Here is an 11687-nt window from a genome sequence, read left to right as displayed (position 1 = left end):
AGAGACGCCGTGGCCGTGCGCGACATTCCCCTTTTCATCGACGGCAAGCCCGTCGCCTCCCGAACCGATCAGTGGCGTGACGTGGTGAACCCCGCGACCCAGGAGGTCGTCGCCCGGGTGCCGATGTGTCCCGCCGGCGAGGTCGAGCGCGCCATCGAAAGCGCCCGGCAGGCGTTTGGCGAGTGGCGCAAGACGCCGCTCAACAAGCGCATGCGCATCATGATGAAGCTCGCCGCCTTGATCCGCGAGCACACCGGGGAGCTCGCCGCGCTGATCACCGAAGAGCACGGCAAGACGCTGCCGGACGCCGAGGGTGAGGTCGGCCGCGGGCTCGAAGTGGTCGAGCACGCCTGCTCGATCACATCGCTTCAGCTCGGTGAAGTGGCCGAGAACGCGGCCAGCGACGTCGACGTCTATACCCTGCACCAGCCGCTCGGGGTGGGGGCGGGCATCACCGCCTTCAACTTTCCGATCATGCTGCCGTGCTTCATGTTTCCGCTGGCGATCGCCACCGGCAACACCTTCGTGCTCAAGCCCTCGGAGCAGGACCCGAGCTCGACCATGCGCCTCGTCGAGCTCGCCCACGAGGCCGGTGTGCCGCCGGGCGTGCTCAACGTGGTCCACGGCGGGCCGGAGGTGGCCAACCAGCTCGCCGACGACACGCGCATCAAGGCGCTGTCGTTCATCGGCTCCTCCCGCGTCGGGGCGCTCTTGTACGAACGGGCCGCGAAAGCGGGCAAGCGCATGCAGGCGATGATGGGCGCCAAGAACCACTGCGTGGTGATGCCGGACGCCAACAAGAGCCAGGCGATCAATAGTCTCCTGGGCTCCGCCTTCGGCGCGGCGGGCCAGCGCTGCATGGCCAACTCTGTGGTGGTACTGGTGGGCGAGGCACGGGCGTGGCTCGATGAACTGGTCGAAGGCGCGCGCGGCATGCGCGCCGGCCCCGGCACCCAGCGCGAGGCGGATCTCGGCCCGCTGGTGTCGCCTCAGGCGAAAGCGCGGGTAGAAGGGCTGATCGGTGAGGGCGAGCGCGAAGGCGCGACCCTCGAGCTCGATGGGCGCGGCTATCAGGTGGAGGGCTATCCCGAGGGCAACTTTGTCGGCCCGACGCTGTTCTCCAACGTTACCGCCGAGATGCAGATCTACCGGGAGGAAATCTTTGGCCCGGTACTGTGCGTGGTCAACGTGGCGAGCCTCGACGAAGCAATCGCCTTCATCAACGCCAACCCCAACGGCAACGGTACCTCGATCTTCACCAGTTCCGGCTTCGTGGCCCGGCGCTTTGAAACCGACATCGACGTCGGCCAGATCGGCATCAATGTGCCGATTCCGGTGCCGGTGGCGTACTTCAGCTTCACCGGCTCGCGCGGCTCGAAACTCGGCGATCTCGGCCCCAACGGCAAACAGGCAGTCGCCTTCTGGACCCAGACCAAGACCGTGACCGCGCGCTGGTTCGCGCCGGAGAACGTCTCCGGTGGCATCAACAGCACGATTTCGCTGGGCTGAGCCCCGCGGGTCAGGCGTCGAGCAGCGGCAGGCTCTGCTCGAAGAGGCGCTCGATGGGCCCGAGCTGGCTCTCGTGAAGCACCAGGAGCGTGGAGAGATCGCCCGCGTGGCCACTGGGTGGCACCAGCAGGGCGAACTCCCCCTCCTCGAGATGGAATTCGTGGATTTCACGCGGGCCAAGCGGCGTTTCGCACAGCGAGCATCGGTAGGCCTCGTCCTCGCCGTACACCAGGCGGTGATACATCTTGAACAGCGTATAGAGCGCAAGCCCGCCCTCGAAGGCGGGCCAGCGCGCAGGCGACGCCGCGACCTCGGCGCTCACCGCCACGCCGTCGGCCTGGGCCTCGGCGATGGCATCGGCCAGGGGGGCGGCCAGAATGGCGTCATCGTCGGCGGGCAGAGGGGCGTTACCGTGCACCGCTCGGTCGAAGTCGCTCACCGCGGCGCGAAAGTCTTCAAGTGACGCCAGCGGGTAGTCGACGTGTTCGAGCTCCTCGGGCGCGAAGCTGCCGTTCTGCCAGCCGTGGATCACCCGTAGCGTTACCCGGTTGCGCATCATCGGGCGCGCCAGCAGCATGTAGAGCACCACCTTGAGATGAAGCTCGCGCTCAGGCGTGCTCTTGTCGAAGGCGTGATACGGCGCGGCGAACAGCCGGTGCAGCCGTCCCTGAATGTGTTCCTTGGCCTCGATGACGGACATGATGGGTTCCTTGAAGGCATCGTCTGGTCTAAAAGTACGGCTTTTTCGCCGTGCTGGCATTAATTATTATTCACTTCCCCGGCCTTGCCCTGCCCCTTAGGCTAGAGTCCTTCGACGGCTGCGTGCCGGCCAAGGTTTCCCGACGTTTTACAAGGATGCGAAACGATGATCCGCAGTATGCTGACCACCCCCGATGGCCAGGTTCGAATCGGCGGCGCAGAGCTTTTCGAGCAGTGGCAAAAGGACCCGCAGGGCCATCTCTGGCTCGACCTGCAGGCCGAGCCCCAAGAGGTGGAACGCGATTTTCTCGAGGACCTGAAGTGCCACCCGCTGGCCATCCAGGATGCCCACAAGGAGCGTCATCCGCCCAAGATCGAGGAGTTCGACAACCACACCCTGATCATCTATCGCGGCATCTCGTCTTTCGATGCCGAGCTCAATTACGTGCCCCAACAGGTCTCGTTCTTCGTCGGCGAGCGCTTTCTGGTGACGCTGCACCCGGGCGAGGCAATGAGCATCGAGCGGCTGTTCAGTACCCAGGGCCAGGCGCTGCTTGCCCAGTCGCCGGAGCGGGTGGCGCTGCGCGTCATGTACATCTCTGCCGGGTTCTACAGCGACAGCCTCCTCGAGTTCGAGACCGCGCTGAGCGATCTCGAGGACGAGTTCCAGGACAACGGCAACGACGTGCTGATGCGCCAGCTCACCCTCTACCGGTCGCGGCTGGTCAAGATGCGGCGAATATTCAGCTACCACAAGGGCATCACCCAGGAACTCACCGCCTACGACTACGAGCACCTGCCGCGGGATCAAAGCGAGACCCTGCACGCGATCAACGACGTCGCCGAGCGCTTCGAGCGCCTCTACAGCCTGACCCAGATGTACTACGACATCTGCGGCGACTTGATCAACGGTTACATTTCGATCTCCTCGCACCAGCTCAACATCACCATGCGCGTGCTGACGGTGATCACCGCGATCTTCGTGCCATTGACCTTCATCGCCGGCATTTACGGGATGAACTTCGCGAACATGCCGGAGCTCGGCTGGCGCTACGGCTACTTCTTCGTATGGGCGCTGATGCTATCGATCGCCGGCGCGCTGATCTGGTACTTCCGGCGCAAGAAGTGGTTTTGAGTCGTCACCGCGCACGATCGGGGGATGGAGAAAGCGCTGAAGTTTGATAGGGTCTTGCAAACCCACGCAGAACCCGATGAAGGAGAGCTTCGATGGCCGACGCGCACGCCCCTGTTCCCGCCACCATGGCCGCCATGCTGTTGACCGGCCATGGCGACATCGACAAGCTCGAGTACCGTGAGGATGTCGCCACGCCCACACCCGGCCCCGGTCAGGTGCTGGTGAAGGTCACCGCCACGGCGAAGAACAACACCGACCGCAAGGCCCGCGAAGGGCTCTACCCGACCAAGGGGCGCGAGGAGGTGACCTCCTTTGCCATGGGCGGCTCGCCCACGCTGACTTTCCCGCGCATTCAGGGCGCGGACATCGCCGGGCGCGTGGTGGCGGTGGGCGAGGGCGTCGAGGCTTCGCGCATCGGCGAGCGCGGGCTTCTGGATTTCAACCTTTACCCGGATGCTTGCTGCGATATCAACCTCGCCCCGGACTACTACGGCCACGGCGCCGACGGCGGCTTCGCCGAGTACGTCGCGCTGCCTTCCGAGCAGTTTCATCACATCCCCAATCCTGATCTTGGCGATGCCGAGCTCGCCGCGATGGGCATGTGCTCCTATCAAACGGCGTATCACATGATGACGGCGGCGAACGTGCGCGAAGGTGAGCGGGTACTGGTCAGCGGCGCCAGCGGCGGCGTGGGCACCGCGCTGATTCAGCTCTGCCGCGTGATCGGCGCGGTCCCCTACGCGGTAAGCCAGCCCGACAAGGCACAGGCACTGTTGGAACTCGGCGCCGAGGCGGTGATCGACCGGGGCGACCTTGACACCTTCGTTGCCCGCGTGCGTAAGGCCACGGGCGGCGTACCTATCGACGCGGTGATGGACCTGGTCGGCGGGGCGATGACCGATCTGTTCATCGACACCATGATCTCGGACATGAGCGCGCGCGAAACCTACCCGAGGCTTTCCATCGCCGGGGCCAGCGGCGGCAACGTCAGCGAGATCATGTGGACGCGCATCTACCTCTACCAGGTGCAGATCTTTGGGGTCTCCCACGGCACCCGCGAGGAGGCCGCGCAGCTGATGGCCTGGATCCGGGAAGGCAAGCTTTCGCCGGTGCTGCACGCGACCTTCAAGCTCTCGCAGCTGCACGAAGCGGAGCGCTATTTCGTCAGCCGGGGCAGCGATTATTTGGGCAAGATCGTCATCGTGCCGGACGCCGAGTGGCAGGCCCACGGCGCGCCCTTCGCGCTTGCCCGCTGAGCTCATCCCCCTCATCGCCGTGCCTTTGATTCGAACGAGGAGTCGCCTTGTTGAATACTCGCCATAGCATCCAGTTGATGGACACTCACGCCGGCGGCGACGTCAGCCGTATCGTCACCGCCGGCATCGACACGCTGCCCGGCGCCACGGTGCGTGCGCAGATGGAGTACCTGCGCGATGACGCCGATGGCCTGCGCCGGCTGCTGCTCGAGGAGCCCTACGGCATTCCCGAGATGTCGGTGGACCTGCTGGTGCCGGCCACCCATCCGGAAGCGGTGGCGGGCTATATCATCATGGAGGTGATGGGCTACCCGATCTATTCGGGTTCGAACACGCTGTGTACCGCCACAGCGGTGCTCGAAATGGGGCTGGTACCCAAGCAAGAGGGCATTCAGCGCTTCAAGCTCGAGGCGCCGGCGGGGCTGGTTCAGATCGAAGCAAGGGTACACGACGGCGTGGTCGAGTCGGTGACCTGCGAAGGGCTACCCAGCTATATCGATACCTACCGCGATAGTCTCATGGTACCGGGCGTTGGCGAGGTGACCTACTCGATTGCCTACAGCGGCGGCTTCTACGCCCTGGTCGACGCCGAGGCGCTCGGCTTCAAGCTGACCCTCGACGAGGAGGCCGAGCTTTCCGCCTGCGCCTACAAGATCGTCGAGGCGATAAAGGCCAAGCGCGGCTTTTCCCACTACACCCTGGGCGATGTGGGGCCGCTGCCGTTTCTGCACTTCATGGGGCCGGAAGAGGCGGTGGGCGAGGGCTATACCCGTTCGCGCTCGGCCACCTACGTCCACCCCGGCGTGATCTGTCGCAGCACCACCGGTACCGGTACTTCGGCCCGGCTTGCGTTGATGAGGTACGAAGGGCGGCTCGAGCTCAATGACAAACTCGAGACCGTATCGCTGCGCGAGACCGGGTTCATCGGCACCTTCACCGGTACCCACCAAGAAGGCGCCTACCAGGTGGTCGAGAACACCATCACCGGGCGCAGCTACGTGCTCGCCGAGTCGACGATCGTCATCAACTGCGAGGACCCGATGGTGCGCTGTGGCGAGCTGCACCATATCCTGAGCGACCGCCACCGGGACGCCAACGCTGGTTAGGGCGAAACCTTGCCGCGCAGCGACTTGATCGCCCCCTTGCGGGTCTTGTCGTCCACCCGGCGGCGTTTGGCGCCCTTGCTGGGCTTGGTGGGGCGGCGCACCTTGCGCGGTTTGATCGCCTCCTCGATCAGCGCCTTGAGCCTCGCCAGGGCGTCCTCTCGGTTGAGCTCGAGGGTGCGGTGGCTCTGAGCCTTGATGATGATCACCCCCTCCTTGGTGATGCGCTGGTCCGACAGCGCCAGCAGGCGCTCCTTGTAGAAGCGCGGCAGCGTCGAGCGGTGGATATCGAAGCGCAGGTGCACCGCCGAGGCGACCTTGTTGACGTTCTGCCCGCCGGCGCCTTGGGCGCGGATCTGGTGGATGTCGATCTCCCACTCCGCCAGGGTCACGTTGCTCGAAAGCGTCAGCATGTCGGCTCCTTCTAGCCTGCCAGGTTGGTGATCGACTCGCCGTCGAGAAAGGCACGCAGATTGGCGAAGGCGTCCCCGAAATAGAGCTCGAAGCTATCCTTCTCCACGTAGCCCAGGTGCGGCGTGGCGACCACGTTGGGAAGCGCCAGCAGCGGGTGGTCGGTCACCGGCTCGTCGTCGAACACGTCCAGCGCCGCGCGCCCGGGCCGCCCCTGTTTTAACGCGGCTTCCAGTGCGCCTGGCGCGACCAGTCCGGCGCGGCTGGTGTTGACCAAAAGCGCATCGGACTTCATGCGCGCAAGGTGCGATGCCGTGACGATACCCTGGGTCTTGTCGTTCAGGCGCAGGTGCAGGGTGAGCACGTCGGCGCGCTCGAAAAGCTCCTGCTGGTTCTGCACCACGCCCAGGCCGTCGGCGATGGCGCGTTCGCGACTGCCCGCACGCCCCCACACCAGCACCTTCATGCCGAAGGCCTGGGCGTAGCGCCCGACCACGCTGCCGATGCGCCCGTAGCCGAAGATGCCGAGCGTGCGCCCCTTGAGCCCGGTGCCGAGCGTGCGCTGCCAGCGCCCGGCCTTCAGGTTCTCCACCTCCTCGGGGAGGTGGCGCATCGCCGCCAGTACCAGCGCCCAGGTCAGCTCCGCGGCGGCGTCCGGTGAACCCTTGCCGGTCATCACCGTCACGCCGTGGCGCTTGCAGGCGACAAGATCAACATGCGCCGCGCCGCCGCCGGTCTGACTGATCACCTTGAGCCTCGGCAGGCGCTCGAGCAGTGCGGCGGTGATCGGCGTGCGCTCGCGAATCAGCACCAGGGCGTCGGCGTCCTTGAAGCGCTCGACCTGGGCGTCGAGTTCGGTCACGGTATCGTTGTGGATCGTCACCTCCAGGCCGTCGAGTTTTGTGAAGGCGTCGAGGTGGCGAACGCAGTCCTGGTAATCATCGGGAATGACGATGTGCACGGGCGTCTCCTTTCGGTGCGGGCGAGTCCATGAGTCTCTGGACCTTCATTAAAGCACACGCCGCAAGCGTCGTTGACTGCCGGCAGGTAAGCTTGGCTATTCTTGAGCCCTCGACCATTCTTGAGCCTACGACCATCCAGAGCCCATTCCAGGAGAAGCAGCATGAGCGAATATCTGATCGACGAAGGGGCGCTGAGCGCCGGCACGCTTTACCGGCTGATGTCCGGGGCGATCTGCCCGCGACCGATCGCCTGGGTGGCGACCTGCGACGCCGATGGGCGCAGCAACCTGGCGCCGTTCTCTTTTTTCAACGTGGCAAGCGTCAACCCGCCGGTGCTGGCGTTCTCGCCACTGCTCGATGGCGAGGGCCGCGCCAAGGACACGCTGAACAACATCGAGGCGACCGGGGAGTGCGTGGTGCACGTGGGTAGCGAAGATTTGATCGAGGCGCTCAACGCCACCAGCGCCTCGCTGGCACCCGGCGAGGATGAGTTCGTCCACGCCGGGCTCGACAAGGCGGCGATGCCCGGGGTGCGCGTGCCGCGCATTGCCACCGCGCCCATCGCTTTCGGCTGTACGCGCTATGACGTGATCCGCTTCGGCGACCAGCCGCTGGCCGGCTCGCTGGTGCTGGCCAGGGTTGTGAGCCTTTACGTGGACGAGCATATCTGGGACGGGCGCCACGTGGATATGGAAGTGCTCAAGCCCACCGGGCGGCTCGCCGGCAACGACTACCTGCGCGCCACCGACCGCTTTGTGATCGAGCGCCCGCGCTGAGCCGTCAGCGCAAGCGCAGCGGCATGAAAAACAGAGTGGGTGGCGCTCAAGTCGGCGGCGTTTTGGCCGATAGACTCCCCGAGGTGCGCGCATTGCGTTCCAGCCGGGAGGAGTGCCCACAAGGCACGGCCACGCTTTCAAAACGATGACTATAAGCGAACACCAAGAATGAAGAAGTCGTTAAGTATTCGCACCATGCTGATCACCCTGTTTGCGGCGGCGGTGCTGGGAGCCGGCGTGCTCGCCGCGACCGGCTGGCTCACCAACCAGCGCCTCGTCGATGCCCAGCGCTACATCACCGGCGACGTGCTGCCGCTTCAGGAAGCTAGCCGCCATCTGGTGCTGACCATGGGCGCCTTCGGCCAGCGCCACGCCGATCTGCTCGCCGCCCAGAGCGATGCGGCCCTTGAGGCGGTCACGCCCCAGGCAGCGCTCGACGAGCGTTTCCAGCGCGGCCGGGCGGACCTGGCACGCCTTGAGACCGGCGGCCAGAGCGAACAGCTCGCCACCCTCGATCACGACTACGCCCAGTTGCTGGCCGGTGACGCGGCGCTCGAGACGGTGCGCCGCGACACGTTGCGCTTTCGCGGTTCGATCGCCGCACGCATCCAGGAGATGGAAGAACGCATCGCCAGCGTCATTCAGAGCGCCCAGACGATTTCCGATCGCACCATGTACAGCCAGGCGCGCCGCTTCGCCGACCAGCGCGATCTGATGGAGGCCTGGCGCGAAGAGGGCACCACGACGCTCCCCACTCAATTGCTGGACAACCTTTACGCCCCGCAGGTGGATATCGGCCGGCTCAGTGGCGAGGCGAGACTCGCCATCTCGCGGCTGGCGGACCTGAGCCGCCAGATGGTCCAGGCCGAGGACATGGACGCGCTGATGGACCTGCGCAACTACGTGATCGCCCCTCAGGTGAGCCTCGCCCTTCAGTCGCTGGCCGCCATCGCGGAAGCGCCCAGCACCGAAGTCGAGCAGCGCGCGATGATCAACGCGCTGGCCGAGGAAATAGAAGCGCTCAACGAGCTGATGGTCGAGGCGCCGGAGTCGGTGTTCGCCCTGCGCGAGGCGCAGCTCGCCCTGGCCGCTCGCACCCAGGCGGCGTTGCAGGAGACCGCCGGGGCGCTGGAGGCAATGAGTGTCGATCTGGACGCGGTCAATACCCATATCGCCGCCCAGGCAAATACCGCGAGCGCCCAGGCAGAAGGCCTTGCGGACACCGGGCGCACGCTTTTGGTGCTGGTGGCGCTGGGGGTCGTCATGGTGCTGGCAGTGTTCGGCTGGCGCACCCTGGTACGCGTGCTCGGCCCGCTGGTACTGATGCGCCGGCAGATGGAGAGCATCGGCGGTGCCTCCGGCGAAAGCGCGGATCTCTCCAAGCGCCTGGCGCTGGCCCGTAACGACGAGGTGGGCCAGGCCGCGCTCGCCTTCAACCAGATGATGGATACCTTCGAGGCCATGGTGCGTCAGGTGCGCGAAAGCGCCGAGGATATCGCCCACAGCAGTCGCCAGATTGCCGACGGCAACGAGAACCTCTCCCAGCGCACCGACCAGCAGGCGGCGTCGCTGGCCCAGACCGCCTCGAGCATCGAGCAGATGGCCGCCACGGTGAAGCAGACCGCCGACTACGCCGACCAGGCCAAGGATGCCAGCCACCACGTTGACCAGCGCGCCCGCTCCGCCGGCGAGGTCGCGCGGCAAAGTGCCGAGGCGATGGGCGCCATTCGCCAGGCGAGCGAGAAGATCACCTCGATCATCAAGGCGATCGACGACATCGCCTTCCAGACCAACCTGCTCGCCTTGAACGCCTCGGTGGAGGCCGCGCGAGCCGGCGAGCAGGGCCGCGGCTTCGCGGTGGTCGCTCAGGAGGTGCGCAAGCTCGCCGGGCGCAGCGCCGACGAGGCGGCGCAGATACGCCATCTGGTGGACGACAGCGTCAGGAAGGTGAGCGAGGGCGAGCATCTCGTCACCGCCTCCAGCGAACACCTGCAGGAGATCGTCGACAGCCTCAACCAGGTCACCCAGTACGTCACCGATATCGCCAGTGCCACCTTCGAGCAGTCCTCGGGGATCGATCAGATCAACGAGGCGATCGCCCAGCTCGACCAAGTCACTCACCAGAACGCCAAGCTGGTGCAGGAGGCCAATCAGGCGAGCCAGACCCTGGACGAGCGCGCCAGCGACATGCACGGGCTGATGAGCCGCTTTCAGGTGAGTGCGGGGCAGCGTCCGGTCGCGCTGCCCGCCGGCGAGGAGCTGGCGCGGCTGACTTGAGGCGCCTAACGTCATTGCTGCATCGTCAACACTGCATCGTCAACACTGCATCGGGGGTTGAATTCGCGCCAGCGCGTCGGCATCTAGGTCTTCATACCCACGATGTCGACGCGCGATGTCAACACAATGGCAAGGAGCAGGCATGACGACGCTAGTGATAGGCGCCAACGGACAGATCGGCAAGCAGTTCTGCGAGCTCGCCCACCAGGACGGCGTGGCCATCCGCGCGATGGTGAGAAAGCCGGAGCAGGCCGAGTGGTTCGAGTCCCGCGGTATCGAGGCGGTGATCGGCGATCTCGAAGGCGACATGGAACACGCTTTCGAGGGCTGCGACGAAGTGGTCTTCACCGCCGGTTCCGGGCCGCACACCGGCCCCGACAAGACGCTTCTGATCGACCTGTACGGGGCGATACGCACGGCGGACATCGCGCGTGACAAGGGGCTTTCACGCTACGTGATGGTCAGCGCGATTCGCGCCGAGCAGCCGCTCGAGGCGCCGGAGAAGATGCGCCCCTACATGGCCGCCAAGTTCGCCGCCGATCGCCACCTGGAAAGCGCCGGGCTTCCCTACGTGATCCTGAAGCCCGGCCGCTTGACCGACGACGCCGCGACCCACGGCTTCACCGATGTGCTCGAAGATTCCGCCAGTCAGTCGATCACTCGTGCCGACGTCGCCCAGGCGCTTTTGCACGTGGTGCGCCATCCCGAAATCAACAACCGCGCGGTCACGCTGCTCAACGGCGAGCGCTCCCTCGACGAGCTGATTCGCTAGGTGATCTCCACGCCCGGCGCGCCCATCGGCGTGATCGCCGATACCCACGGCCTGCTGCGGGACGAGGCCCTGATCCTGCTGGCGGGGTGTAGTCGAATCCTGCACCTGGGGGACGTGGGCCACCGGGACGAGGATGCGCGCATTCTCGATATGCTCGAAACCCTTGCGCCGGTGACCCGGGTGCGGGGCAATATCGATACTGCCTCCTGGGCGGACACAATGCCCTACCACGAGACGATCGTGGTCGATGGCTGGACGCTGTATCTTGTGCACCGGCTGGAAGACGCCGACCCGCCAGCGGATGCCCAGGCCATCCTGCACGGCCACTCCCACAAGCCGCGCAACGAATGGTGCGACGGGCGACTGCTCTTCAATCCGGGCGCGGCGGGCAAACGGCGCTTCAAGCTGCCCATCACCCTTGGCAAACTCTGGCCAACGCCCGACGGGCTCAAGAGCGCGATTGTGCATCTGCCGCTTTGAGCCCGCCCGGCGCGGGGGTCAAGCGTGCCGGACAGGCTTTCTCAGAGGCGTCAGAAGCTCGCTCAACCCGTTGTGATCGATTTCCTGCATCAGTGAAAGCAGTTGTCCTAGCTCGCCAGGGGGAAATCCCTCCCGGGCGAACCAGTTGAGATAGGGGCCGGGCAGATCGGCGATCAACGTGCCCTGATGCTTGCCGAAGGGCATCGTCTTGCTCACGAGTTTTTCCAGGTCTTCAGCCACCATGGCTTCACCTTCTGTTAGCGGGTTCGGGTGGGTTGTGATATCGGATCAATGACATTTTTGTTAG

12 protein-coding genes are annotated in these 11687 nt (G+C 65.4%); 8 read left to right on the top strand and 4 right to left on the bottom strand.

Annotation, left to right across the window (positions count from 1 at the left end; translation table 11 throughout):
* Positions 1-9 precede the first annotated feature (9 nt).
* Positions 10-1509, top strand: coding sequence for a CoA-acylating methylmalonate-semialdehyde dehydrogenase (locus GEV37_RS06320; RefSeq protein WP_227389389.1), 1500 nt, complete (start codon positions 10-12; stop codon positions 1507-1509).
* A 10-nt stretch (positions 1510-1519) separates the two neighbouring features.
* On the opposite strand, the gene GEV37_RS06315 is transcribed toward GEV37_RS06320, so the two are convergent.
* Positions 1520-2209, bottom strand: a complete 690-nt coding sequence (locus GEV37_RS06315) for a hypothetical protein (RefSeq protein ID WP_227389388.1) — start codon at positions 2207-2209, stop codon at positions 1520-1522.
* A 165-nt stretch (positions 2210-2374) separates the two neighbouring features.
* Here GEV37_RS06315 and corA point away from each other — a divergent pair, with 165 nt between their 5' ends.
* The 3 genes from corA to GEV37_RS06300 all read left to right on the top strand — a co-directional run bounded on the left by corA (position 2375) and on the right by GEV37_RS06300 (position 5705).
* Positions 2375-3343: a magnesium/cobalt transporter CorA gene (corA, locus tag GEV37_RS06310; protein WP_227389387.1), complete on the top strand. Its 969-nt coding sequence runs from the start codon at positions 2375-2377 to the stop codon at positions 3341-3343.
* Positions 3344-3435: 92 nt separating this feature from the next.
* The gene (locus GEV37_RS06305) at positions 3436-4599 is read left to right on the top strand and encodes an alcohol dehydrogenase catalytic domain-containing protein (protein WP_227389386.1); all 1164 of its coding nucleotides are present in this window, start codon (positions 3436-3438) and stop codon (positions 4597-4599) included.
* 77 nt (positions 4600-4676) lie between these two features.
* Positions 4677-5705 carry a proline racemase family protein gene (locus GEV37_RS06300; protein WP_386111990.1) on the top strand — a complete coding sequence of 343 codons (1029 nt, stop codon included), beginning with the start codon at positions 4677-4679 and terminating at the stop codon, positions 5703-5705.
* On the opposite strand, the gene arfB is transcribed toward GEV37_RS06300, so the two are convergent.
* A complete protein-coding gene (gene arfB / locus GEV37_RS06295; RefSeq protein ID WP_227389384.1) occupies positions 5702-6115 on the bottom strand; it encodes an alternative ribosome rescue aminoacyl-tRNA hydrolase ArfB in 414 nt (137 codons plus the stop codon). The two genes, GEV37_RS06300 and arfB, sit on opposite strands and share 4 nt — an antisense overlap.
* An 11-nt stretch (positions 6116-6126) precedes the next feature.
* Positions 6127-7074, bottom strand: coding sequence for a D-2-hydroxyacid dehydrogenase family protein (locus GEV37_RS06290; protein WP_227389383.1), 948 nt, complete (start codon positions 7072-7074; stop codon positions 6127-6129).
* Between the two features lie 162 nt (positions 7075-7236).
* On the opposite strand from GEV37_RS06290, the gene GEV37_RS06285 reads away from it, so the two are divergent.
* From GEV37_RS06285 to GEV37_RS06270, 4 genes are all read left to right on the top strand, one after another.
* On the top strand, positions 7237-7851 hold the full coding sequence (locus GEV37_RS06285) for a flavin reductase family protein (protein WP_227389382.1): 615 nt from the start codon (positions 7237-7239) through the stop codon (positions 7849-7851).
* A 168-nt stretch (positions 7852-8019) separates the two neighbouring features.
* Positions 8020-10128: a methyl-accepting chemotaxis protein gene (locus GEV37_RS06280; protein WP_227389381.1), complete on the top strand. Its 2109-nt coding sequence runs from the start codon at positions 8020-8022 to the stop codon at positions 10126-10128.
* Between the two features lie 142 nt (positions 10129-10270).
* Positions 10271-10900, top strand: a complete 630-nt coding sequence (locus GEV37_RS06275) for an SDR family oxidoreductase (protein WP_227389380.1) — start codon at positions 10271-10273, stop codon at positions 10898-10900.
* The gene (locus GEV37_RS06270) at positions 10901-11380 is read left to right on the top strand and encodes a metallophosphoesterase family protein (protein ID WP_227389379.1); all 480 of its coding nucleotides are present in this window, start codon (positions 10901-10903) and stop codon (positions 11378-11380) included.
* Positions 11381-11398: 18 nt separating this feature from the next.
* Here GEV37_RS06270 and GEV37_RS06265 read toward each other — a convergent pair whose 3' ends face one another.
* Complete coding sequence (locus GEV37_RS06265) at positions 11399-11623, bottom strand: DUF3820 family protein (protein WP_227389378.1); 225 nt, start codon at positions 11621-11623, stop codon at positions 11399-11401.
* Positions 11624-11687 lie beyond the last annotated feature (64 nt).

Source organism: Vreelandella malpeensis (genome assembly GCF_020622355.1).
Classification (GTDB): Bacteria; Pseudomonadota; Gammaproteobacteria; order Pseudomonadales; family Halomonadaceae; genus Vreelandella; species Vreelandella malpeensis.
This window is presented reverse-complemented; position numbering and strand designations above follow the sequence as displayed.

Bases quoted from the DNA above. Each gene is read 5' to 3' on its own strand.
- arfB (WP_227389384.1), bottom strand. From the start codon at position 6,115: ATGCTGACGCTTTCGAGCAACGTGACCCTGGCGGAGTGGGAGATCGAC.
- GEV37_RS06305 (WP_227389386.1), top strand. From the start codon at position 3,436: ATGGCCGACGCGCACGCCCCTGTTCCCGCCACCATGGCCGCCATGCTG.
- GEV37_RS06280 (WP_227389381.1), top strand. From the start codon at position 8,020: ATGAAGAAGTCGTTAAGTATTCGCACCATGCTGATCACCCTGTTTGCG.
- GEV37_RS06265 (WP_227389378.1), bottom strand. From the start codon at position 11,623: ATGGTGGCTGAAGACCTGGAAAAACTCGTGAGCAAGACGATGCCCTTC.
- corA (WP_227389387.1), top strand. From the start codon at position 2,375: ATGATCCGCAGTATGCTGACCACCCCCGATGGCCAGGTTCGAATCGGC.
- GEV37_RS06315 (WP_227389388.1), bottom strand. From the start codon at position 2,209: ATGTCCGTCATCGAGGCCAAGGAACACATTCAGGGACGGCTGCACCGG.
- GEV37_RS06275 (WP_227389380.1), top strand. From the start codon at position 10,271: ATGACGACGCTAGTGATAGGCGCCAACGGACAGATCGGCAAGCAGTTC.
- GEV37_RS06285 (WP_227389382.1), top strand. From the start codon at position 7,237: ATGAGCGAATATCTGATCGACGAAGGGGCGCTGAGCGCCGGCACGCTT.
- GEV37_RS06300 (WP_386111990.1), top strand. From the start codon at position 4,677: ATGGACACTCACGCCGGCGGCGACGTCAGCCGTATCGTCACCGCCGGC.